The organism is Hydrogenophaga sp. (assembly GCF_030656115.1).
Taxonomy (GTDB): domain Bacteria; phylum Pseudomonadota; class Gammaproteobacteria; order Burkholderiales; family Burkholderiaceae_C; genus Hydrogenophaga.
This window is the reverse complement of the sequence record NZ_JAUSOO010000015.1, coordinates 14335-37306: the sequence shown is the minus strand read 5'-3', so window position 1 is coordinate 37306 and position 22972 is coordinate 14335. Positions and strand designations below refer to the sequence as shown.

The following is a 22972-nucleotide window of genomic DNA, read 5'->3' as shown; positions in this document are numbered from 1 at the left end:
AGTTGGCACCGGAAGGTCTTCGAACAGGCCAGCCACCGCGAGCTCGGTGGCGTTGAGGTCGGGGCGCGTTGTCATGCTCACTACCAAGCCATTACCGTGCCAGCTTGAAGGCGGGGGAGAAAAATTCTCACTCTCTCAGATGGCACTGAAATCTGGAATTTCGTCAATGGCGTCAACTTAGGCCAGTGTTCCGGTGGTGGCAACGTTTACGGCAAACAGTTGAGCTACGCCTCCTATAACCAGTTTGCGAGTTGCGTACAGCGCTTCGCGGCTTGTAACAACATCTTCTACATCCGTGACGGCAAGGTGCAGCGCTACACACCAGTGGGCTCAGGTGGAATGCGTTGCTACACAACTGAACAAATTCAGCCTCAGTTCCGTGGTCCGACCAACATTCGATAGTTGCAGCGGGGAGATTGAGAGCCCTCGGTCAAGCGGTCCCAATCGGCCAGTGATGGTCTGGGCCCCAGAAGTGAGATCGCTAAATGACTATTCACAGTCAAAGTCCCGGACGACGACCGTTCTATAAGTACATGTCGCCTGTGACAGCATGCATCGTGGCTGAATCTCGAACGGTTCAATACTCATCACCATTGACATTCAACGACCCGTTCGACGTACAGGCTGGATTGCACTTCTCCTTCGACATAGACTCCTTACCCGGAAAGGTCTTGCGCCGACTTGAGGATTTGGCCATGTCGCCGCTGCCACCCACAGTAGATACGGAGGATGTGTGGGGAAAACTTGTCTTGTTGGTTCGGGAGCACTACCCCTCGCGGGGTATTCCTGCGGTACTGAAGACCGCCTATGGTGCAGAGCCCCTGCGACGGATCGTCCGCACGATTCGCGAAACCCAGAGGCAGTATCAGGAGCATTGGTGGTCAAGGCTTTTGCCCGGCGCCAGGGTTTTCTGTGTCAGCGAGGTGCGCGATAACTTGCTCATGTGGGCTCACTATGCCCAGAACCACACTGGTGCGGTATTCGAGTTTTGGTCGCTTCCGGAGGAGGACAACCTGCTCTCTGTTGCCGCGCCTGTGGAGTACCGTCCGTGTCCGCCCTCGTTCTTCTCCGAAGAGGAATTCATAGACGATCTGCTGTCGTTGAAGCGCCTTGACGTTCAGTCGCTCTATCGGCGATACGCATATGTCAAGAGCAACCATTGGGCATACGAGCAGGAATGGCGAGTTTGGTACCCATTCTCAGACACCACAGATCACGACTTCATTCCGATCAGGCCGGCTGAACTAAAAGCCGTGTACTTTGGGTGTCGTATGGACCGAGAAGTGCAAACGCGGCTCACAACTCTCTTGAGGGTCGGGTTCCCAGGAGCAAGGCTTTTAAAGTCACATCGCAGGAGCGACGACTACGCGCTTGAGTTTCACGACGCCTAAAGTGACTGGCTGACCGGTATGCGCGCGGCCGCCATACGCTGGCCGTCAGCCGTCAGCCGTCAGCCGTCAGCCGAAGCCTGACTCACCGCCCGCCGAGTGCCCCCGCTTCCACGCAGCAAATGCCAGCGGCCGAATCCCAAACCGCACCGCATTCCCCGCATGCAGCGAGCCAAACTCGGCCAGCACCAGCGATGTGAAATGCGCGTGCTCGGCCAGTGGCACCGAGGCCGGGATCTTGCTCTTCACCGCCTGCTCGGTGGCGGCTTCACCTTGCCGCACGATGGCGGCGACCACCTCGGCCAGGGCCTGCCGGTGGCGCAGCCGGAAGATGTCTGGCGGCACCAGGGTCTGCTGGATCGCCACGTACTGCTGGCATGAGCGTTCATAAGCCCACACAAACACGTCGCGCAGCAGCTCCACGCGGCTAAGTTCGTACACCCCCAGCATGGCGTTCACGTAGGCCTGTTGCGGCACGTCGATGAAGGACAGCGGGCAGAGGTTGTGCCGGATGAACGGGATGTTGGCCGCCAGCCGCGAGACGCGTTTGTTCACGTCCTCAAATGGTTGCAGGTAGGGCAGGTGCACCATCAGAAAAAACGCCTGCTCGAACGGGTCGGTGATCTCGGCGGCCATCTGCACCACGATGCCAAACAGTTCCTCCAGCCGCTGGGGCAGGGCCATGGGCAGGTAAACGCTGCCGCCGATCTCCACGGCGCGGCGGCGCACGCGGCCCACGGCGGTGGGGGCGGCCATCAGGCCGTCTGAGAGGCTGAGAGTCTTTCGTTCATGCCCGCTCGCCACCCCAAAACGGACCCGCACGGCGTTGCAAATACGCGCCATAGCCTGGCTATGGCTGTGCTTTGCGCCTTGATCGGGCACGTTTTGAGGTGTCGCTCGGACACGCCCGAAAAACGCTCAGCCTCTGACAGGAAGGCGTGCAGCGCGATCAGGGTGTCGGTCTGCACGCGGGCGTTGTCGGCCGCGGCTGGAAACGTGACGTCCTACCTTCTGGATTTGTCTAGTTATGTATATCTTTATCAAGATATACTTTCATAGAACTCTATAGAATTCTGACCACAGGAATTGCCATGGATGCTGTGAGAAACCCATTTGCCCCGGGCGCTGGGAGCAGGCCGCCGGAGCTTGCCGGAAGAGATGCCATCCTTCAGGACGCGCAGATAGCCATTCAAAGGGCGCTGATAGGCAAGCCCAGCCGCTCACAGATGCTGCTTGGCCTGCGTGGCGTAGGCAAAACGGTGCTGCTGAACAAAATCGAAGAGATGGCCGAAACCGCAGGGCACCTGACATCTGCCATAGAAGCGCCAGAGGGCAAGGTGCTCAGTGAGTTGCTTGTGCCCAAGATCAACCAGGTCTTGCGCAAACTCTCCACGTCGCAGAACGCGAAGGCCAAAGCCCATCAGGCTCTTCGGGCGCTTCGCTCTTTCGCCTCTGCGTTCAAACTCTCGTACGGAGACGCTTCCATTTCGGTTGACCCGGAAATAGGCGTTGCGGACAGCGGGGATATGGAGGCAGACCTAACCGAATTGTTTGTGCGCGTAGGCGAGGCCGCAAAGGCCGCCGGTAAGGCCTGGACACTGCTCATTGATGAAGTTCAGTACCTGCGCTCTGAAGATCTGGCCGCTCTGATAGTTGCTCTCCACAAGGTCAATCAAAAGGCATTGCCTGTTTTATTCTTTGGTGCAGGGCTGCCGCAGGTTGCAGCTCTTTCGGGCGATGCGAAATCCTACGCAGAACGACTTTTTCACTACCCTGCGGTTGGTGCGCTTGTGGAGATGGATGCGAAGACCGCCATTAAGCAGCCAGTCGAGAGTGAGGGTGAGCAAATTGAGGACGCTGCTATCAGCGAGATCCTGGCAAAGACCAAAGGCTATCCCTACTTTCTGCAGGAGTGGGGCTATCAGTGCTGGAACCTCGCCGAGGGACCGGGCATCAAGCGGGAAGATGCATCGAAGGCTGCCGGAGAGGCGACAAAGCGGCTGGACGAAGGCTTCTTCAAGGTGCGATTTGACCGTTTAACGCCCAAAGAGCGAGAGTACGTGATCGCGATGGCCAAACTGGGTGCCGGGCCGTACCGATCATCGGAAGTCGCAGACGCTCTAAACGAAACCCATCAAAGCCTCGGCCCGCGGCGCGCGCAGATTATCAGCAAAGGAATGATCTACAGCCCGTCTCACGGCGACATTGCTTTCACTGTCCCTATGTTCAACGAGTACCTAATCCGCAATTACGTGGAGAAGCCGAGCAAAGCGTAGCTGTGAAGGGAGCGAATGGGCAGTGTTTGTTCCCCAAAACGACACGGTTACCACCGGGTTACTGGGTAGAGTGCACCACCCCCCAACCACAGAGACGCAACCATGTACACCGCCCACCCCCAGCGCTACGACCGCATGCCCTACCGCACCGTTGGCAAAAGCGGCCTCAAGCTGCCCAGCATCACCCTGGGTCTGTGGCACAACTTTGGCGATGCCACGCCCATGGAAACCCAGCGCGCCATGTTGCGCACCGCGTTTGATCTGGGCATTACCCACTTCGACCTGGCCAACAACTACGGCCCGCCCGCAGGCAGCGCCGAGACCAATTTCGGCGAACACCTGCGGCGCGACTTCAAACCCTACCGCGACGAGCTGATCATCTCCAGCAAAGCGGGCTGGGACATGTGGCCCGGGCCGTATGGGCAGGGTGGCGGTTCGCGCAAATACGTGCTCGCCAGCCTGGACCAGAGCTTGAAGCGCATGGGGCTGGACTATGTGGACATCTTCTATTCGCACCGCTTCGACCCCGACACCCCGCTGGAAGAAACCATGGGCGCGCTGGCCAGCGCCGTGCAGCAGGGCAAGGCGCTGTATGTGGGCATTTCCAGCTATTCGGCCGGCAAAACCCGCGAAGCGGCGGCCATTTTGCGCGGCATGGGTGTGCCGCTGCTGATCCACCAACCGTCGTACAGCCTCATGAACCGCTGGGTGGAAGAAGATTTGCTCGACACCCTGCAAGCCGAGGGCATGGGCTGCATCGCCTTCAGCCCGCTGGCGCAAGGCCTGCTGACCAACAAATACCTGAACGGCGTGCCGGCCGACGCGCGCATCAACCGCCCCGGCGGCGGCTCCTTCACCACCGACCACCTGAGCGCGCAGAACCTGGCGCATGTGCGCGCCTTGAACGGCATTGCACAGGCACGTGGCCAGAGCCTGGCGCAGATGGCCGTGGCCTGGGTGCTGCGCCAGCCGGGCATGACCTCGGCCCTGATTGGCGCGAGCAAACCCGGGCAGATCACCGAGCTGGTGGGCGCGCTGAACCAGCTGGACTTCAGCGCCGACGAGTTGGCCGCCATCGACCAACACGCGGTGGACGGTGGCATCAACCTCTGGAAAAAGCCCTCGACCGATCAGCGACCTTGAGGGCTGCGCCTCAGCTCAACACCACGCTCGACAAGCGCCGGCGGTAGGTGGCCACCGTGGGGTCTTCGGGCGGCACCTGGCCTTCGGCCACTTTGGGCTTGGGCGGCTCGATGATGTCCAGGATGGCGATGTAGGTTTTGCGGGCCAGGTCTTCGTTCCAGGCTTTGTCGCGCATCAGAATCTCCAGCAGCGCGTCCATGGCGGGCACAAACTGGTTGTGGGCCAGCAGCAGTTGGGCCAGGGCAAAGCGGCTGTCAAAGTCGCGTTTGTTGGCGGCGATGCGGGTTTGCAAATCGGTGGCATGGGCTTGCGGGTCTGCCACCCCGTCTTGGGCGTCGCGCGCTTTCATCCAGCGGTTGAGCGAGTCGAGCCGGCGCACCGCCATGGACTTGGCAATCACCGGCGCAAACGCCACCTTGGCCTCGTCGTCGCGGTCCAGCTCCAGCAGCAGTTTCACCAGATCAAAGCGGGCGTCGTCGTTTTCGGGGTCGGTTTGCACCGCGTGGTGCAGCTTGTCCAGCGCGCCTTGCACATCGCCAGCGGCCAGGGCTTGCAGGGCGTCGGCTTCTTCTTCGGCGGCTTCCAGCACCTCGGGCGCGGGCAGGTGCTTGTCCAGAAAGGCATTGATCTGGCCTTCGGGCAGTGCGCCCATGAAACCGTCCACCGGCTGGCCGTTCACCATCAGCACGCAGGTGGGAATGCTCTTGATGCCAAAGGCGCCCGCCAGTTGTTGTTCCTGTTCGGTGTCAATTTTCACCAGCTTGAAACGGCCTGCGTAGGCGGCTTCAATTTTCTCCAGCAGCGGGCCGATGACCTTGCAGGGCCCGCACCACGGCGCCCAGAAGTCCACCAGCACGGGCGTGTGTTGCGAAGCTTCAATGACTTCGGTTTCAAAGTTGGCAAGGGTGACGTCGATCATGGCGGTCTCTGGAATGGGGTGCGCCCATGCGGCGCACGGCGGCGCAGGGGCGCGAAACGTAAAATCGACACTTTACCGGAGGCGGGCAGATTTTCAGGCGCGTCTCTGTCTCCAGGCACCCGGCTACTCAATCGACGGGTAAAAGGCACACAACATGAACCCCATCCAAGTGGGCGTGGTCATGGGCTCCAGCAGCGACTGGGACACCATGCAGCACGCCGTGCAGATTCTCAAAGATTTCGGCATCACGCACGAGGCCCGCGTGGTGTCGGCCCACCGCATGCCCGACGACATGTTTGCCTACGCCGAGGCGGCCGTGGGCCGTGGGCTCAAGGCCATCATCGCGGGCGCGGGCGGTGCCGCTCACTTGCCGGGCATGATCGCGGCCAAAACCGTGGTGCCGGTGCTGGGTGTGCCGGTGCAGTCCAAGGCGCTCTCGGGCGTGGATTCGCTGCACAGCATTGTGCAAATGCCCAAGGGCATTCCGGTGGCCACGTTTGCCATTGGCCCGGCGGGTGCGGCCAATGCGGCGCTGTTTGCGGTGGCGCTGCTGGCCAGCGAAAGCCCGGCGCTGCGCGACAAGCTCGAAGCCTTTCGCGCTGCGCAAACCGAAGCCGCGCGCAACATGACCTTGCCCACCGAATGACCCACCCTTTTCCGAGCATTCACCCATGAGTTTCAAGCCCCTTCTTCCCGGCAGCACCTCGGCCAGCGGCCAGCAGATCACGCTGGGCGTGATGGGCGGTGGGCAGCTGGGCCGCATGTTTGTGCAGGCGGCCCAGGCCATGGGTTATTTCACGGCGGTGCTCGACCCGGACCCCGCCAGCCCGGCCGGGCTGATCAGCCACTTTCACATCCAGACGCCTTACGGCGACGAGCAGGGCCTGGCCCAGCTGATGCAGCGCTGCGAAGCCATCACCACCGAGTTTGAAAACGTGCCCGCGCCCGCGCTGGGCACGCTGGGCGCGCACCGGCCGGTGGCCCCGTCGGCCGCGTGTGTGGCGGTGGCGCAAGACCGCATCAAGGAAAAGTCGCACTTTGTGCAGTGCGCGCCCCTCAGCGGCGTGTACCCCGCGCCCTATGCCGCCATCACCAGCGCCGAGCTGCTGGCCGCCGTGCCCGCCGATTTGCTGCCCGGCATTTTGAAAACCGCCCGCCTGGGCTACGACGGCAAAGGCCAGGTGCGCGTGAACAACCGCGACGAGCTGGCCGCCGCCTGGGCGCAGTTGGGTGGCGTGTCTTGCGTGCTGGAAAAACTCATGCCGCTGCAGGCCGAGTGCTCGGTGATCGTGGCGCGCGGCTCCGACGGCCAGAGCGTGAGCTTTCCGGTGCAGGCCAACACCCACCGCGACGGCATTCTGGCGCTGACCGCTGTGTACGAGGGCGCGGTGCCCGCCGTGCTGGCCGAGCGCGCCCGCGCCAGCACGGTGGCCATTGCGAACCACCTGAACTATGTGGGCGTGCTGTGCGTGGAATATTTCCTGGTGGACGATGGCCAGGGCGGCTTGGACCTGATCGTGAACGAAATGGCGCCGCGCCCCCACAACAGCGGCCACTACACACAAAACGCCTGCGACATTTCCCAGTTTGAAGCCCAGGTGCGCGCCCTGGCCGGCCTGCCGCTGCCCACGCCGCGCCAGCACAGCCCGGCCATCATGGTCAACCTGCTGGGTGACTTGTGGTTCGACGCCAACGGCGTGCGCGCCCAGCCCAGCGCACAACCCGTGTCGCCGCCGTGGGCGCAGGTGCTGGCGCTGTCCGGCACCCACCTGCACCTGTACGGCAAGCTCAGCGCCCGCCCGGGCCGCAAGATGGGCCACCTGAACATCACCGCGCCCACCGTGGCCGAGGTGCGCGAGACGGCGGCGAAGGTGCTGGCGCTGCTGGGCTTGCCCGCGCTGGACGCCTGAAACGCCTGAAACGCCTGAAACGCCTGAGCGTTTGCCACCCATGCCTTTGCTTCTCAACGCCGCCGACCCCGCCGCCATCGAGCAGGCGGCGCAGCGCCTGGCCGCCGGCTCGCTGGTGGGCATGCCCACCGAAACCGTGTATGGCCTGGCGGCGGATGCCGACAACGCCAGCGCGGTGCACCGCATTTTTGAAGCCAAAGGCCGCCCCAGCGACCACCCGCTCATCGTGCACCTGGCGCCTGGTGGCGGTGCCCAAGGCTGGCGCGCCGGGGTGGACCATTACGCCCGCGAGTTGCCCGACTTTGCCCTGGCGCTCATGCACGCCTTCTGGCCCGGCCCGCTCACACTGATCTTGCCGCGCCGCGACGGTGTGGCCGCCGTGTCGGCCGGCGGGCAAGACTCGGTGGGCCTGCGCTGCCCGTCGCACCCGGTGGCACAGGCGCTGCTGACAGCGGCCCGCGCCCACGGCGTGCACGGCGTGGCCGCACCCAGCGCCAACCGCTTTGGCCGCGTCAGCCCCACCACCGCGGCGCACGTGGCCGAAGAATTCGCCCAACTGCCCGACGAAGCCTTGTTGATTCTGGATGGCGGCGCCTGCCCGGTGGGCATCGAGTCCACCATCGTCGATTGCAGCCGGGGTTATCCGGTGCTGCTGCGCCCCGGCATGGTCACGCAGGCGCAGCTGGAGGCCGCTTGCGGCCAGCCGCTGCGCGAGCGCGATGGCGCTGCCCCGCGCGCCTCGGGCACGCTCGAATCGCACTACGCGCCCAACGCCAAGGTGCGGCTCATGGCCGCTCAGCCCCTGCAAGCCGCGCTGGACCTGCTGGGTACGGATGCCCGGCACATTGCGGTGTACGCCCGTGCCACGCTGAAAGCCGCCCCGGGCGTGACCGTGCGCCGCATGCCCGACGACGCCGTGCAAGCCGCCCAGGCGCTGTTTGCCACCCTGCGCGAGTTGGACGCCATCGGCGTAAAACTCATCTGGGTGGAAACCCCGCCCGCCAGCCCCGAATGGGACGGCGTGCGGGACCGGTTGCAGCGGGCGGCGGCTTGAAGCGGTCGTGGCAGCGGGTTGACCGCCACCACGACCGGTGCGCTTTGCGCTGAGGATCGGTGATTCGCTGAACCACCTGGGTCGGATAGGCCCGTGACCGGGCCTTTGGCTCAGAAGCTGTGGCGCATGCCCAGTGCGAGCGACGTCGAGTCGCGTCCTGCGGTGGCCGTCACCCCGCCCAAATAGCCGTTGCCGCCAGGGGCCGCTTGCGCGGTGGCGCTGTTGTTGAAGCGGGTGAGCACGGCGTTCAGGTTGGTGCGCTTGGACAACGGATAGGTGTAGGCCACGCCGTAGGAGCTGATGTCGGCGTTGGAGGCGCGTTTGTCGTTGAGCTTGTTGTAAGCCACCGTGATGTGGCCAGCCGCGCCCAGGTTGTAGCGGGCTCCCACATGGATCAGGTTGGCGTCTTGCTTGAGCCGGTCCAGCACGGTGCTGATCAACGGTGCGGGCACACCACCCAACGTGAGGCCTGCACTCAGTTCAGGGCCCGATGAAGGGTTGGGTTCCTGAATGCGGGCGAACATGCCCGAGACGATCCAGTCGCCCCGGGCCGTCGATGCGCCCAGCACCGTGGTTTTGAGCGCCTGCTGCCCAGCCGAATTCTTCTTGCTGTTCATGCCGAAGCCCACATTGAAGGCGCTGCCCTTGTACAAGGTGTTGATGCCCAGCAGCCGGTTGCTGGAGCTGTTGGCGCCTTCGCCCATGCCGTACATCAGCGCGGCGTTCCAGGGGCCCTGGACGATGCGGTATTGAACGGCGTTGTTGTAGCGGATATCGAGCCCTACAGGGATCGTCACCAGCTGGGCCGCCGACAGGGCGCTCTGCGTGTTCATGGTGTCAAACGTCGCAAACGCCTCGAAGGCGGGCGTGTACTGGCGACCCATCAAGAAGCCCCCAACGGGCGTGACCAGCCCGACCCAGGCCTGGCGGTCGAAGGCGGTGTTGGTGAGGTTGACGCCCAGCGAAGGCCCGATGGCGGCGTTGGTCAGGGCTGCTGCCACGGCGGGTGGCAGTCCGGCGGTGAGGCGGTCGGGCAGTTGGTTGCCCGAGGCAGGGCGGTTGCCCAGCCCGCCCGTATCGAGCTCGACGCGGCTTTCCAGGGTGACGAGGGCTTTGTAGCCACCCCCCAGGTCTTCCTCAGACTTGATGCCCCAGCGCGAGCCCTCCATGATGCCGCTGTTGAGCTGGGTCACGCTGCCTTGCGCGTAGCCACTCACCCGGGTGATGCCGACATCGGCCAGGCCGTACAGCGTGACTTGTGCCCACGCGCCTGCGCAGGCCAGGGTGGCCGCTGCAGCAATGAAAGTTTTTTTCATATTGATGTGCTCTGTGTGTTGAAAGATACGGTCTTGAGCCGGGCTTTAAAACTGGGTGAAGTAGCCGCGTGCCGCTGCGTGACAGAAAGGTGGTACCAGTTCGCCGTGGTACTTTTCTAGCGCTGCGCTGCCCGCTGCCGCTTTGGCTTGTGCAAAGCCGCCCTTGGCCATCAGGAATGGGTCGTTGGCGCCAGCCGGTGCGCTGTCCACATCCAGCACCGTCACCGCCTGGTCTGGCACGCCCTTGCCATTGAAATACGCCTTGGCGGTGCTGGTGTTGGCGCTGAAGAACACCGTGGGGTCGGCGTTGCCGCCGCACAGCAGCATGGGCTGGGCGGGTGTCCAGTTCTGGGCCAGCAGATCGTTCTTGTAAGCGGCCACGCGCAGCGGGTGCTGGGGCGCGGTCGGGTTGGCAACGGCATCGGCCAGCACCGCATTGCGGTAGCTGGTCTTGATCAGGTTGGGGGTGCCGAAAAAGAGTTCAAACCCGGCTGGTTTGGGCAGACTGTCCGCCGCAAACAGCGCCGTGGCCGGCAGCTTGCCTGTGCTCAGCAGCGTGTTCAGCGGCGTGGTGCTGGGCAGCAGGGTTTCGATGCCTGTGGCGAACGTGGCCTCGTACATCTCGCTCGGGCTGGCGTAGATGTTGCCGTAGGTGCGCTGGAAGCTGGTGTTCAGCAGGGGGCTGAAAAGGGTGGCACCCAGGTTCACATTGCCGCTGTAAACAGCGTCCCCAAATCGTCCCAGGTTGTAAGGGCCCGAGTGGTGTGCGCCCGCGGTCACCGGCGTGCCAGCCAATTGCAGTTTGCGCTGCGCTGCCATCGACACGAAGCCGCCTTGCGAATAACCGCTCACGAAGAGCTTGCTGTTGGCGTTGGCGTTGGCGTTGATGGTCGCAAACCCTTTGCGGGCGGCGGTCAGTGCGTCCACCACATCTTGCGCTTGCTGTTCCAGATTCAGGTACGGGTGGTAAGGCAGCGGTGAGGACTCGTAGCCCGCGTAGTTGGGTGCCACCACGATGTAGCCCTGTGCGGCGTACATGGCGGCCACCAGGGCCGCTTCACGGTTTCCGTCTGGGTTGGCCATATTCAGGTTTTTGTTGGTGCTGGTGCCGTGCGCGTACAGCAGCACCGGGCGTGGGCCGGTGCAGGCGGGGTCGGTGCCGCCGGGCACCATGATGCCGCCCGACGCGGACGTTTTCTCACCGGCGCCACCCACGGTACCGTACTGAAAATAATTGAACGTGATGTCGCACTTGGGCACTTCTGTGATCTTGAACAGATTGGCAGCATCGGCCACGCCCAGGGCTTTCTCCAAGGCTTCAGTGAAGGCCGCGGGCGTGAGCGTGGTCAGGGCCGTTGGGGTCGCGATCAGGCTGCCTGGCGCACCACTCAGGTCGAAACTGCTGCCCGCGTCGGGGCTGTCACCGCCGCCGCAGCCCGCCAAAACGCTGATGCAAGCGGCCGAAATCGCCGCCAATTTCAAGAACTTCATGCGTGTCTCCTGCTGGTGTGTAACGAAATCCAAGAAGTAAAAAGAACGACCGTTCTATTTTCAGCTGGAGATAGTAGAGCCAGACCCTCGTTGAAAACAGAGGGTTACTACCAGCGCAAGTGTGGGGGTGTACCCGTTTTGGCACGCTGGAATGGCCCATGAAATGAGCCTAAGTCGTTGCTGTGCCTGGATTTTTTTGGGAGGTACGGAATGAGCCAATTTGCATCAGCCAAAGCGCCGGAATGGGCTGGTTTGAGCAGTTATTGGCACAAAACAGGCGATCTGTGAAGCAAAGTGCGTGGCTCTACGAGGCTGGAGTGCCTGCACGGCACATCACATTCAAAGCTCAAAGGGGCACGGCCCTGCCTGACGCGGCTGGGGTGCCGTGTCATTGCCGCTACCTGTCTGTTGACACGTTTCATGGTCGTGCCGACCATGGCTGCTACCCGTTGAAGTAAACAAAGGCCCTCTATAAAGCCACACTTAGGCCACATTTCCGCTCTACCCAGCAAGCAGGATCGCATCGTAGATAACGTTCCAGTCGAGTTTTCCTGCTGAGCGGTACTGCCTGTACAGCATCAGCACAAGGCGAGCCTTTTTCTGTGGGGATAGCACAGTGGGACTCTCGGCCACAGTCAGCACTTCCTCAATCCTTTGCAGAACTTCTAGAAAAGCGTCTTCGTTCAAGATCACTGGAGAATGCGACAAGACATCTTTCGCATAACGACATGCGGTCTCCTCTATCTGCCGCCAAGACTCTGGGGTGTCTTGAGGAACGTTGATCGCGGCGCACTGAGTCATCTCTTCCCATGCAACGCTAAACGCATCGTTGTCCAGATCCAGAGCCTCAGCGGTGGCATGAAACAAGTGGAGCGCCCCAATTGTTGCGTCGGAGGTGTCATGTTCGTGCTGACCAATCGCTAAATAGAACCTGTCAAGCCCCTTGATCTTCTTCAGGTTCGTGAAGTACTCCTCCCCAGGGTATCGCTTCCCGGATTCGTAGTTAACTTGCGACATCCGGCTTACGCCGACCTTGGCTGCAAACTCCTGCTGCGTGAGGCCCAGGCGCTCTCTCTCCCGCCGCAGGCGAGTCGCGAATCGATCATTGGTGATAACGTTTGACATCTTTGATAACGATTGGTAGCATGCTCACAGTTGTTGTCATAGAAAGGTATCCGAATGAGGACTCCCGAGCAAGCGTTAAACGAAATTCGACATCGCGGAGAGACAGTAAGCGGGTGGGCAAAGAAGCACGGCTTTGATCCTCGTCTGGTCCGAGCTGTGATCTACGGCCGAGTCAAGGGTCGTTGGGGAGAGTCACACAAGATCGCCGTGATGCTTGGCATCAAGGACGGCGTGATTGATGCCAACGTTTGAGTGCAGATTCATTGGTGATGATGGTGGCTGATCCGCACCATTGGCTGGGTGTAAAAGAGTTTTCTCTCCTGGCTGGCATTGCAGACCGTCGGGCAAGTCGCGCGTTGGCCAGGGCTCTGGATGGACTTCCATGGAACGGTCATCTCCTACAGGTCAGGCTGCTGCAGGGGCGTAGGGGTCGTGGCGGCAAAACCTATGAGGTAAATGCCCACTCGCTTCCCCCACATCTTCATGCAACATGGATGGCCCAACGAGGGGGCTCGGGCCAGATAAGGAACATAGTTCAATCCGAACTGCTCTCGCGTGGAGGCGTGTCACACGAAGAAACCGAGCACACCCGAGCCGTCCGAGATGCCCGCCAAGCCGTTCGCACAGCCGTCCTGCGCTTGCAGGAACAGGCTGGCTGCTCCTTGAAGCGCGCAGTGGTTACCTTTCTCACCCAAGCACAGGCAGGCCGCCTGGAGGCGAACGTGGCCTCGGCCATCCTGAGCATGGCCCGCGACGGCCGCGGCCGCAAAGGCACCGTTCAGGCCGCTGGCTTCCCATCGGAACGCAGCCTCTACAGGTGGCTGGCGGCAGAAGACCTCACGCCCAAGAAGCCCCCGCGCGACATGCAGGCCAAGCCCTGGATGTGGGTCGCCGCCGAGTTGTTCGCTCGCCCGCAGAAACCCACCCTCAAGTGGGTGCATGAGCAGTTGGCCGGGAACTGGAATTCAGCCTGGGGGGAGTCCATCAGCTACGACACCCTGGCCCGCTTCTTCCGCGACAAGTACAGCAAGCTCGATGCCATGAAGGGCCGCCACCATGGCAGTCGCCTGCGGTCGCACCAGAGGTATCAGCACCGCACAGCGGATGGCCTGGAGCCTTTCGTGGAGGTACATGCCGATGGCTGGGCAACCCACTTCACGGCACCCCACCCAGTTACCGGGGAGTTCGTTACTTACGAGGTCTGGCATTTCCACGACCTGGCAACGCGTTACGTGACGCCGCCGGCCATTGGCCTGTCGGAATCGTCCGAAGTTATCTTGAAAGGTCTGGAGAACTGCATCCGCGTCGGCGGCGTCCCGGCTGTCTGGCAGACAGACAGCACCGGCAGCGTGAAGAACCGCAATGTCGAGTTCGACCCGATTTCCAGCCTTTCCACCCGCGCAGGTATCAGCATCGTGCACCCCCAAGAGGTCGGCAACAGCCAGGCCAACGGCATCTGCGAGAACTACAACACCTACCTGGACCGCGAGGCGCGGGAGTTGGCAACCTACCAGGGCGCAGGCATGGACGCCCTCATCCACAAGCGCGTCAAGAAGCTCACCGAGAAGATGGTGAAAGCTGCTCGTGCGGGCAACCTGAGTGAACGCGACTTGCTCAAGCGGCAGGCTCAGACGCAAGGCAAGGGCATCGTGTTCGGCAGCTATGAGGAAGCCGTGGACTGGATCAACGGCAAGGTGCACAAGAGCAACAACACACCGCATTCCAGCCTGCCCAAGTTCAAAGACCCAGCCTCCGGCCGCATGGTGCACATGACGCCGCAGCGAGCCATGGACGCTGCCAAGGAAGCGGGGTGGCAACCTTTCACCATGGACGAAGCCAGTCTGATCGACCTGTTCCGTCCTCATGTGCGAAAGACGGTCACGAGAGAAACCGTCAGCCCGTTCAATGGGCAGCGTTACTACCACTCGGCGCTGGGTGACTTCAACGGCGAAGAGGTCATGGTCGCCATCGACACGATGGACGGAAGTCGCGTCTGGGTCAAAGACCTCCAGGGGCGGCTGCTGTGTGAAGCCACGTTCATGGAGGCGTCAGGCTACCGCAGCTTGAGCTACTACGAGTTCGCCCTGGAGAAGCGCGCCAACGCGCAGATTCGACGCAAGGTGCAGCAGATCGAACAGATTGAGCAGCGCATGGCTGCGCCCGCACTGGAGATGCAGCCCGGCCAAGTGCTGCCCTTTGCTGTCGGGTCCCATCCATCGCTACGCCCGATGGAGGAAGCGGAACCAACGGCATCCTCTGCGCCGGCCACGAAGGCGGACTTCAGCGACCTGGCCATGCAGTTGTATGGCGACGAGATCGACGCGCAAGACCGCGCGGCCGAAGCGGCCCGCGATGCGCGGTTGAAGGATATGGAGAGTTTCGGCAGGACCTCGGAAGGGTCAACACCCGAGGAAACCGGAAAGAAGGTGGCTGGGGCCTGATTGCACTCATTCCCCAGCCGTGTTTTGAAAGCCCAAAACGAAAGGCAATTCTAGGCATGAAACGAGAATTTGTAAAAACAGAGAACGCCAGGCGCTTCCGGGCGCACGTGGCGCTACAGGAAAACCGGGGCTCCCAGGAGTCCGGGTGGATCGTGGTGCATGGGCGTCCGGGCGAGGGCAAGACTCGCACGCTGCACAACTGGGCGTCTGAGAACGGCGCCATCATGCTCACAGCCCAGGTGGACTGGACCGTGCGCCGCATGATGGTCGAGCTGGCGGACAAGCTTGGTATCGAGCCTGTCACTGGCTTCGAGCGCCGGATTGAAGAGGCCATCGCGGCGGAAGAAATCCCCATCGTGCTCGACGAAGCAGGCTTTGCCCTTTCCCGGGGAGCGGCCTGCCTGGAACGACTGCGCGGTGTCACGGACAAGACGTGCACGCTCGTGATCATTGTGTTGATGGAGCAGGACGTTCCGAAGCTGGCTAGGCGCACCCAGATCAGCAGCCGTGCGCGCATTTGCGAATTTCACAAGAGCTCACTCGCGGACGTCACGGCCACCTGCGCGCAGCTCAGCGAGGTCGAGATAGCGCCGGCCCTCGTGGCACGGATTCATGAAGAAACCGACGCCCGCATGCGCTTGGTGATGAGCGCCATTCATGTGGTGGAGGCGGTGGCAAAAAAACAGGGCAAGCCGCGTGTCGATCTTGATGACGTGCGCAACATCCAGCTTTGTGACGACTTCACGCGCGCTATCCGCGATGCCCGCAAGCGCCGCATCCAGACAGGAGGGCGGCCATGAACACATTGCGTCAACGCGCCTGGTGGCTCATGCGGCAGCAGGGCACTTTTACCCTGAACGATCTGCTTACAACGCTTTGTGATGGGACAGAGAAAAACGCTTATCACAGCCTGATGAAGTACGTGGGCCTGCTGGAAAGGGTTGGCGTCTTGCAGCGTCTGAAGCGAAAGGCACCAGGTTTGTCGCGATTGAGCCGTGGTCATGTGATCTGGCGCCTTGTGCGCGATCTGGGGCGGCTTTCCCCCGTGGCACGGCATCGCGACACCGTGGTCTTTGACCCCAACAGCGAATCCACGCTCACCGCGCGGGCAGTGGGTAGCACAGCGGCGGGCAGCGGCACTGGTCCGCAAAGTGCCGAGGAGCGCATCCGCGATGCGAGACAAGAGGTGCTCCAGGCGGTCAAGCGCGTGCAGCAACGGGAACACTGCCGCTCTAAACGCGCAGTTGTCTTGTTTCTGGCAGAGGTTCAGTCAGGCCGTGTGGAGCCCAGCTTGTCTGAGGCGTTGGCCGTGTCCGTGATGCGCGCTGGAGGGGGTGGGCAAAAGGGGGCTGTACCTGGTGCACCCTCCGAGCGGACGCTGATCCGTTGGTTGACCGTTCGCGACCTGACCCCAAAGAGCACTTGGTCAAAGCCCGAACAGGCCGTGCAGCCATGGATGGTGAAAGCCCTTCGGATAAAACGCACCCTGCGGCACCCAACAATGCAGGAAGTTCACCGCCGCCTGACGCGTTCGTGGAATTCCGATTGGGGCGAGCCGGTGAGCTACACGGCGGTGCGTCGATTCCTTCACGGAAAGCTCAAGACGGTGTCATTGGACGAAGCCCGCAGCGTTGAAGCTCGTGCTACCAATGAGAGGGAGGCCGTATGACGACTGTCAGAACGACATCTGCACGCACGACGACGGCATCGGTGGATCGCCAGCGCAATGCCAGGATCATCGCGATCAAGGCGGCACAGCGCCAAATGGACATGGATGACGCGACGTATCGGGCCATGTTGCTTGCACAGACCGGGAAATCGAGCTCGACGGTTCTCACGCTGCCAGAAATGGCCCGCGTGCTCGACTACCTGCGCCGTAGCGGTGCGCGTCACCCCGGCCGCGATGGTGGCCGCAAACGCGTATCGCCGTCTGCGGACCGGGCCGCCCTGATGGGCAAGGTCCACGCGCTGCTCTCGGCCTTGGAGGCCCTCACCGGAACGCCCCACACGTTGGCATATGCAGATGCGATTTGCAAGCGCAACGGCTGGTGTGACCGGGTTGACTTCGCCAGCCCGGCATTGCTGCACCGCTTAGTGGCGGCACTGAGTCGCACGCTGAAGGGTCGCACCAACAAGGCTGCAGGCAAGGGTGGCGAGCGATGAGTGCCGTTGTATCCCCCGTGCTCGACCGGTTGACGGGCGAAGACTTCACGGAACTCCTCCACCTGATGCCCGAGACCGCTCGGACTCTGGCGCAATGCATAGGCACAGAGGCCACTGTCGCGCTTCTCAACGCCTGGCCCGGCGTTGAGGTCAAGGTGCCGCGCTTTCCTGATGCAAACCCTGCTGGGGCCAGGCGGTGGGCGCAGATGGCGGCGGTCATCGGCGCGCCTGCCATGGAGCGACTGGCGGCCCTCTATGGGGGGACCACGCTGGAAATTCCGTTGTGCAGCCGTGTTCGCCAGGAAAGACGCAACCGGGTCATTCGCCAAGACTTCGACCAATTCACATCCAAACCGCCGGCCGGCATCGGTCTGAGCAAAACGGAAGCCGTGCAGGAAATCGGCATGCGCTACGCGCCCATTTCGGCGCGCCAGATCGAATCCATCATCAACCAGATCAATCGCTAAAAGGGAACACAACATGAACTACCAACTCTCCGAGGACGAGCACCGAAGCATGGAATTGTTGCGCGACCAGCTCAACCTGATCTCAGGCCTGCTCGCGATGGCCAAAACCGACGCCGAACTCAGCGGCATAACCAGTACCAGCCTCTTTGCCTTCCTGGATGAACGTTGCGGCGACCTCAACCGCGTGCTCAAGGCCGTCTCAGAGCGCTACTCCTTGCAGTTTGAATTGGAAAGAGATCGCGGCACGCTAGAGTACGTTGACTGGCTATTTGCGCTTCGCATTGCTCGCGGGGACATATTGCAGACGCCGAACGGAGCAGAGCACCGCATTACGGAGCGGCTGACCAAAGCTGCGCAGATCGACAGCGACATGAAGAGGGTTCTGGATGAGTGGCTCGGTACGTTGGGGCAATTGGCCGTACAGAAAGCACAAACTGTTGCCGACAAGCCCTTGTCTACCAAGCACCCTGTGCAGCGGCGCAAACGCAATCCGAGTGTGGCCCGAGCCTGACCAAGACCGATCTGGATGCGATAGGGGTGTCATCTTCCTGTGGAATCGGCGTTTAAACCCCGTTTAAATCGCGCGCCAAGGCGCTGGCCGGACGTTTCGAAGGGAGTGGGCGCTTCGCATCGGTTTCAACGCTCCTAGCGGGGCTGGGATTGCCTGGGACTCGACCACGTTCAGGAAGCCATCAAAGGGCACACCATCATCTGATGGTGTGCCCTTTGTCTTGTGGGGAAGCTTTGCCCTCTGCGAAATCGACACCGCCCAAAACACATTCGCTGTTCCAAAACGACATTGCAAACATCATGGAACATTGCTCTATCGATCAGCTTGCGCGAGTGCTTGACGACAACGCTGAAGAACTGCCCCCGACCCTCCGGGGCATCGTTGAACTCATTGGCCCGTTGGCGACTGCAAAACTCGTGGATCGCTTTGGAGGGCTGAGACTCTACATCCCCGGAAAAGCAGCGACTGACCATCCCGTCGCAGAACTCATCGGCTTCGACAACATGCGAAAGCTGTGTGATGAGTACAAATACGAAGGCACTGGCATGCGCATCACGATCCCTTGTGCATCAGGCGTGATCCTCGCGGAACGGAACAAACGAATTCGCGCAGAGTACGGCCCCAAGTCCACGCGCCAATTGGCCATAGAACACCGGGTGAGCGAGCGCCAGATAGAGCGGATCGTGTCCCCGAAGAATGGCTCCGTTGGTGAACCGAATACGAAGGTTCGGAGTTCATCCTTGGTAGTGCTGCCGTGGCCAAGCCGTGTACCCACAACTTGGGTGGAAGACGCATCTTGATCAGAGCCAGTGACCGCGGGGACCGGCTAACAGCCAGCCGAGCACGCACAAGACCCCAGCGGCCCCTAGCGCACCCGCCACAGCGGGGTTGCCGATCAGCAGCATCAACAGGAAACAGAGTCTCGCCATAGGCATCATTATGAGTCAATCGAACGAAAAACGAATTCAGTACGTCATCTCCGCGAAGGACGACGGACTGCCAGGCGTGAAGGCGCTTTTGGATGGGTTGGACGCGGCGACGTTGGAGGCGGCGGGTTTAAAAGACCAGGCAGTCGAGGTGGCGGCGGCGCTGCGCAATGTGGGCCAGCAACAGGCGGCGATTGACAACCTGCGCCAGCTCGGGTCGGAAGGCCGCACGCTGAGCAATCAGCTCAACCAGGCCACGGCCGAGCTGGAGCGACTGAACACTGCTAAGACGGCTGCTGCAGCCAAGACGGCGGCGTTGGCCGATGCCGAGCGCCAGGCCGCCGCCGAGTTGGCGACCGCCCGCGCCGATGTGCAAGCTATGCAGCATGCGCTGAAGAGCCTGCAGTCCGGCAGCGAGCAGGCCGCCCGTGGAACCGACGAATACAAGACCTCGGTGGCCCAGGCACGCAGTTCCATTGCAGAGCTGCGCCAGCAGTTGCAGGCCAAGCAAGGAGCCCTTTCGCAGGCGCAGGCGGCGACCAAGGCAGCCGCCAGTGAAGAGCGTGCGTTGGGTAACGAATATGGAGCGGCGGTGTCTGCGGCCCGCAAGGCGTCCGAAGCCGTGGGTGAGCATCGCAAGGCCATGGATAGCGCCCGTGATGCGGCCCGCACGCTGGGCGTGGATACAAGCAACTTGGTCAGCGAAAACGAGCGGTTAAAGACAGCCGCGCAGGATGCGCAAAAGGGTTTGGACGCGCTGGCGGCTGGTGCCGAGAAAGTGCGTCAGCGCCAGGCGGAGGCCGACCAGGTTCTCAAGGAATTCCAAGCCAACCTGCGCAAGCTGACGACCGAAGGCCCGGAGGCGCCTGCTGGTTTGGAAGATGCCTTTAAACGGCTAGGCCTGAACGGCGTAAAGAAGGCCGAGAGCGCCGTCCACGAGCTACAGGTAGCGCTGGCGCAGATTCGTAATTCGGCCGACGTACTGCCCAAGGACAAGGAGGCGGCTGTGGCCGCCTTCAACAAGCGCGTGGTCGAGCTGAAGGCGGAAGCCAGGGGTGCGGCGACGTCCACCGACCTCCTGGCGCAATCCACCGATGGCGTTGGCAAGGCCATGGGCAATGCCGCGCACAAGGCGGTGGCCTGGACCACCGCCCTGGTCGGCCTGAACGAGCTAAAGAACCTGGCTGGCGATGTGATCGCCACCGGCTCAGCCTTCGAGAACCTGGAGGTGCGCCTGGGCAACCTGCTGGGCGGCACCGAGGCGGCCACCGAGGCCATGGGCATGATCAAGGAACTGGCGGCCACAACGCCGTTTGCCGTGACTGATATGGCTGACGCCTTCGTCAAGCTCACGGCCTTTGGTTTGCAACCGACAGAAGCGCAGATGCGTTCGCTGGCCGATGTGGCGGCGAACCTGGGCGGCGGTACGGAAACACTGGCCGGCGTGACCACGGCCCTCGGCCAGGCCTGGACGAAGGGGAAGCTGCAAGGCGAGGAACTGATGCAGTTGGCCGAACGCGGCGTGCCTGTTTGGGATGCCCTGGCGACCGCCACCGGGCGCAGCGTGCCCGAATTGCAGAAGATGAGCGCGGCCGGAGAGCTGGGTCGCGATGTGATCAGCAAGCTCATTGATGAGCTGGGCCGCATGAACGAAGGTGCGAGCGAGCAGCTCATGAACACGTATGCCGGTGCCGTCTCCAACGCGAAAGACGCGATGGAGGAGTTCTTTGGCATGATCTCCAAGGCTGGCGTGTTGGACTGGTTGACCGAGAAGATCCGCGAGTTGTTGACCGAGTTCGAACGGATGAAGGAGACCGGCGAGCTGGAGCGCAAAGCACAGGACATTGCCGACGCATTCGTGGCGGTGGCCGAAATGGCCGAGGCGGTGACCCGCACGCTGATCACGATGGCTCCTGCCATCGAGCTGGCAGTCAAAGCGTGGCTTGGGTTTAAAGCTATCAACATAGCCTCTACGCTCTACACGGCTGCTGCGGCCATGACCGCGACGGCTGTGGGTGCGCAAGGCGCTGCCACTGGCATGACGGTTGCGGCCGGGGCGGCCACGGCACTGTCGGTGGCTATCAAGCGTTTGCTGGCGGCCACGGGCGTGGGGTTGCTGTTGGTGGCCATCGGAGAGATCGGGGTGCGCCTGATGGGCGTGGGCGATGAAGCACAGAAGGCCGGCGACGACGTGGAAGAAGGCCTCGGCCGGGCAGAAGCTGCGAGCAACCGCGCCGGTGACGCGGCCAAGGCAGCCTCCAAGGAACAGGCACGGCTGGCAAGGGAGGCTTCGGCTGCAGCCGAAGAGAGGGCTAAGGCGTCAGCGGAAGCTGCATCAGCGGAGGTGAAGGCCATCGAAGCTGTAGCCACTACGCGCAAAACGGATGCGGCGGTCACTCTGCAGGACTTAGAGACCCGTAGGCTGCTGGCATCGCAGTCCGAAGAGATGGCTAAGTTGATCGGCGACGAAGCTGGAGCCATCCAGGCGCGTGTGGCGCTGATGGAGATCGACATCGCTATCAGCGAAGCCAAGATCGCCGTGCAAAGAATCGAGGCAGAGAACACCATCGCAGTGGCGCAGGCCAAGCTGGCCGAAGCACAGGTCACTGACACTCTGAACCCGGTCAAGGAAGCCGAACTTCAGGGCTCTATCCGGTTGGCGGAAGCTAAGTTGAAAGAGACCGATGTACAGACCGCAGGATTGACGCTGCTGCAGAAGAGCCTGGAGAAAACCCAGGAGGCGATTCGCAGCGGTGCCGGCTACAAAGAGGTGATTGACGGCGCGGCCAACGCCAACAAGCGGTTGGGCGAAGCCGCTGAGGAGGCCGGAGTCAAAGTGGAGGGCGTTGGCAGAAAGAGCTGGCAGGCGGGCAGCGAGACCGAGCAAGCTTTCAAGCGCGCTGGTGTCGCGATGCAAAAAGACCTAGATGCCGCTGCCGAACAGTCAGCGCGGGATTTCGAGTTGATTAAGAACAGCGGCGAGGCTACCGCCGCTGGCATTGCCCAAGCTTGGCGCCGCATGGCAGAGGCGCAGATTGCGGCCAATAGTGGCGTGGCCATCGATGCAATGAAAGCCGAAGCTGCCATGTACGGACTGCGGATCGAGGTCGATGAAACCGGTCGCGCAATCGTCAAGAACATGAACGATGGCAAGACGGCTGTGGAGGGCTTCGCCAAAGGGGTAGCCAACGCCGCTGCACAGCTCCAGCGTCTCAAAGATCTTCAAGGTTTTGCCGGTGCTGGTGGTGATCTGAGTGGCGTATCCACCGAGGATCTGAAACAGGCTCAGGAAGACCTGCTGAAAGAAGGTGGTGCTCTGAGCAGCCCGGAATACATCAAGCTTCGTAATGAGTTGATGGGGCGAGGAGCGCCGAAGACCGACGCGAACGGTTTCGCTCTGGACAAGAGCGGCAACACCTTGGCGATGGGTGGCGAGTTGACCACCCTCACCGGCATTGCGAACTTCCTAAAGCAAGCCGGCCTTAGCGATGAGGAGGCCAAGAGCGTTGCGCGTGAGTTTTCTGACGGCAAAGGGAATATTCCCTACTTCAGCAACCCGGGGCAGATGAAATACGGTGGCCAGAGCAGCACGATCAGCGAGGCTCTGCTGAGAGCGGCTGAGCGCACTACATTTGGCCTTGGCAGCAATGGGGCTTCAGCTATCGGTGTGCAGAAAGCTGGTGGCAGCGGTCAACTCATCGAACCCAGTTCAAGCCATCATGTGGTTGAGTTCAGGACAGAAGGCCGTAGCCGGTCATTTGAGGCGGCAAGCGCCGACGACGCTTCTTTGGCTGCTGCGATTATTCGCGAGCTTGGCATTGCGCAATCGAGATATTCGTAGT

At 62.0% G+C, this 22972-nt stretch carries 20 protein-coding genes; 15 read left to right on the top strand and 5 right to left on the bottom strand.

Annotated elements, in window-relative coordinates; all coding sequences use genetic code 11:
* Positions 1-593: 593 nt before the first annotated feature.
* The gene (locus Q7J58_RS01755; protein WP_304822541.1) at positions 594-1391 is read left to right on the top strand and encodes a DUF2971 domain-containing protein; all 798 of its coding nucleotides are present in this window, start codon (positions 594-596) and stop codon (positions 1389-1391) included.
* Between the two features lie 66 nt (positions 1392-1457).
* Here Q7J58_RS01755 and Q7J58_RS01750 read toward each other — a convergent pair whose 3' ends face one another.
* Positions 1458-2144 carry a Fic family protein gene (locus Q7J58_RS01750; protein WP_304822537.1) on the bottom strand — a complete coding sequence of 229 codons (687 nt, stop codon included), beginning with the start codon at positions 2142-2144 and terminating at the stop codon, positions 1458-1460.
* Between the two features lie 335 nt (positions 2145-2479).
* Between Q7J58_RS01750 and Q7J58_RS01745 the strand changes: the two genes are divergently transcribed.
* A complete protein-coding gene (locus Q7J58_RS01745; protein WP_304822534.1) occupies positions 2480-3664 on the top strand; it encodes an ATP-binding protein in 1185 nt (394 codons plus the stop codon).
* Between the two features lie 102 nt (positions 3665-3766).
* Positions 3767-4807, top strand: coding sequence for an L-glyceraldehyde 3-phosphate reductase (gene mgrA / locus Q7J58_RS01740; RefSeq protein ID WP_304822531.1), 1041 nt, complete (start codon positions 3767-3769; stop codon positions 4805-4807).
* A 10-nt stretch (positions 4808-4817) separates the two neighbouring features.
* Here mgrA and trxA read toward each other — a convergent pair whose 3' ends face one another.
* Positions 4818-5726, bottom strand: coding sequence for a thioredoxin (trxA, locus tag Q7J58_RS01735; protein WP_304822528.1), 909 nt, complete (start codon positions 5724-5726; stop codon positions 4818-4820).
* A 154-nt stretch (positions 5727-5880) separates the two neighbouring features.
* On the opposite strand from trxA, the gene purE reads away from it, so the two are divergent.
* From purE to Q7J58_RS01720, 3 genes are read left to right on the top strand one after another with little or no spacing between them, the layout of a single operon-like run.
* Positions 5881-6372, top strand: a complete 492-nt coding sequence (gene purE, locus Q7J58_RS01730; RefSeq protein WP_304822525.1) for a 5-(carboxyamino)imidazole ribonucleotide mutase — start codon at positions 5881-5883, stop codon at positions 6370-6372.
* 25 nt (positions 6373-6397) lie between these two features.
* Entirely contained in the window at positions 6398-7636 is a 1239-nt protein-coding gene (locus Q7J58_RS01725; protein WP_304822523.1) for a 5-(carboxyamino)imidazole ribonucleotide synthase, read from the top strand.
* 46 nt (positions 7637-7682) lie between these two features.
* On the top strand, positions 7683-8690 hold the full coding sequence (locus Q7J58_RS01720; RefSeq protein WP_304822551.1) for an L-threonylcarbamoyladenylate synthase: 1008 nt from the start codon (positions 7683-7685) through the stop codon (positions 8688-8690).
* A gap of 110 nt (positions 8691-8800) precedes the next feature.
* Here the strand turns inward: Q7J58_RS01720 and Q7J58_RS01715 are convergent, their stop codons facing one another.
* The 3 genes from Q7J58_RS01715 to Q7J58_RS01705 form a co-directional block, all read right to left on the bottom strand.
* The gene (locus tag Q7J58_RS01715) at positions 8801-10006 is read right to left on the bottom strand and encodes a porin (protein ID WP_304822520.1); all 1206 of its coding nucleotides are present in this window, start codon (positions 10004-10006) and stop codon (positions 8801-8803) included.
* Between the two features lie 45 nt (positions 10007-10051).
* The gene (locus Q7J58_RS01710; RefSeq protein WP_304822517.1) at positions 10052-11497 is read right to left on the bottom strand and encodes a lipase family protein; all 1446 of its coding nucleotides are present in this window, start codon (positions 11495-11497) and stop codon (positions 10052-10054) included.
* Positions 11498-11998: 501 nt separating this feature from the next.
* Complete coding sequence (locus Q7J58_RS01705) at positions 11999-12622, bottom strand: helix-turn-helix transcriptional regulator (protein WP_304822514.1); 624 nt, start codon at positions 12620-12622, stop codon at positions 11999-12001.
* A 54-nt stretch (positions 12623-12676) separates the two neighbouring features.
* Between Q7J58_RS01705 and Q7J58_RS01700 the strand changes: the two genes are divergently transcribed.
* From Q7J58_RS01700 to Q7J58_RS01660, 9 genes are all read left to right on the top strand, one after another.
* A complete protein-coding gene (locus Q7J58_RS01700) occupies positions 12677-12874 on the top strand; it encodes a DNA-binding protein (protein ID WP_304822512.1) in 198 nt (65 codons plus the stop codon).
* 422 nt (positions 12875-13296) lie between these two features.
* Positions 13297-15063 (top strand): Mu transposase C-terminal domain-containing protein, encoded by a 1767-nt coding sequence (locus Q7J58_RS01695; protein WP_304822509.1) that lies wholly within the window; start codon positions 13297-13299, stop codon positions 15061-15063.
* A gap of 56 nt (positions 15064-15119) precedes the next feature.
* Positions 15120-15863 (top strand): hypothetical protein, encoded by a 744-nt coding sequence (locus tag Q7J58_RS01690; RefSeq protein WP_304822507.1) that lies wholly within the window; start codon positions 15120-15122, stop codon positions 15861-15863.
* On the top strand, positions 15860-16732 hold the full coding sequence (locus Q7J58_RS01685; protein ID WP_304822504.1) for a hypothetical protein: 873 nt from the start codon (positions 15860-15862) through the stop codon (positions 16730-16732). Before Q7J58_RS01690 ends, Q7J58_RS01685 begins: the two co-directional genes overlap by 4 nt.
* On the top strand, positions 16729-17226 hold the full coding sequence (locus Q7J58_RS01680; RefSeq protein WP_304822501.1) for a regulatory protein GemA: 498 nt from the start codon (positions 16729-16731) through the stop codon (positions 17224-17226). Before Q7J58_RS01685 ends, Q7J58_RS01680 begins: the two co-directional genes overlap by 4 nt.
* Before the next feature lie 17 nt (positions 17227-17243).
* Entirely contained in the window at positions 17244-17693 is a 450-nt protein-coding gene (locus Q7J58_RS01675) for a Mor transcription activator family protein (protein ID WP_304822498.1), read from the top strand.
* A 13-nt stretch (positions 17694-17706) separates the two neighbouring features.
* A complete protein-coding gene (locus Q7J58_RS01670; RefSeq protein ID WP_304822495.1) occupies positions 17707-18204 on the top strand; it encodes a hypothetical protein in 498 nt (165 codons plus the stop codon).
* Between the two features lie 299 nt (positions 18205-18503).
* The gene (locus tag Q7J58_RS01665) at positions 18504-19004 is read left to right on the top strand and encodes a Mor transcription activator family protein (RefSeq protein WP_304822492.1); all 501 of its coding nucleotides are present in this window, start codon (positions 18504-18506) and stop codon (positions 19002-19004) included.
* A gap of 139 nt (positions 19005-19143) precedes the next feature.
* A complete protein-coding gene (locus tag Q7J58_RS01660; RefSeq protein ID WP_304822489.1) occupies positions 19144-22971 on the top strand; it encodes a tape measure protein in 3828 nt (1275 codons plus the stop codon).
* The last annotated feature ends 1 nt before the right edge of the window (position 22972 follow it).

Coding starts and splice junctions, on each gene's coding strand:
- Q7J58_RS01750 (WP_304822537.1), bottom strand. CDS start 2,144: ATGGCCGCCCCCACCGCCGTGGGCCGCGTGCGCCGCCGCGCCGTGGAG.
- Q7J58_RS01745 (WP_304822534.1), top strand. CDS start 2,480: ATGGATGCTGTGAGAAACCCATTTGCCCCGGGCGCTGGGAGCAGGCCG.
- mgrA (WP_304822531.1), top strand. CDS start 3,767: ATGTACACCGCCCACCCCCAGCGCTACGACCGCATGCCCTACCGCACC.
- trxA (WP_304822528.1), bottom strand. CDS start 5,726: ATGATCGACGTCACCCTTGCCAACTTTGAAACCGAAGTCATTGAAGCT.
- purE (WP_304822525.1), top strand. CDS start 5,881: ATGAACCCCATCCAAGTGGGCGTGGTCATGGGCTCCAGCAGCGACTGG.
- Q7J58_RS01725 (WP_304822523.1), top strand. CDS start 6,398: ATGAGTTTCAAGCCCCTTCTTCCCGGCAGCACCTCGGCCAGCGGCCAG.
- Q7J58_RS01715 (WP_304822520.1), bottom strand. CDS start 10,006: ATGAAAAAAACTTTCATTGCTGCAGCGGCCACCCTGGCCTGCGCAGGC.
- Q7J58_RS01710 (WP_304822517.1), bottom strand. CDS start 11,497: ATGAAGTTCTTGAAATTGGCGGCGATTTCGGCCGCTTGCATCAGCGTT.
- Q7J58_RS01705 (WP_304822514.1), bottom strand. CDS start 12,622: ATGTCAAACGTTATCACCAATGATCGATTCGCGACTCGCCTGCGGCGG.
- Q7J58_RS01700 (WP_304822512.1), top strand. CDS start 12,677: ATGAGGACTCCCGAGCAAGCGTTAAACGAAATTCGACATCGCGGAGAG.
- Q7J58_RS01690 (WP_304822507.1), top strand. CDS start 15,120: ATGAAACGAGAATTTGTAAAAACAGAGAACGCCAGGCGCTTCCGGGCG.
- Q7J58_RS01685 (WP_304822504.1), top strand. CDS start 15,860: ATGAACACATTGCGTCAACGCGCCTGGTGGCTCATGCGGCAGCAGGGC.
- Q7J58_RS01680 (WP_304822501.1), top strand. CDS start 16,729: ATGACGACTGTCAGAACGACATCTGCACGCACGACGACGGCATCGGTG.
- Q7J58_RS01670 (WP_304822495.1), top strand. CDS start 17,707: ATGAACTACCAACTCTCCGAGGACGAGCACCGAAGCATGGAATTGTTG.
- Q7J58_RS01665 (WP_304822492.1), top strand. CDS start 18,504: ATGGAACATTGCTCTATCGATCAGCTTGCGCGAGTGCTTGACGACAAC.
- Q7J58_RS01660 (WP_304822489.1), top strand. CDS start 19,144: ATGAGTCAATCGAACGAAAAACGAATTCAGTACGTCATCTCCGCGAAG.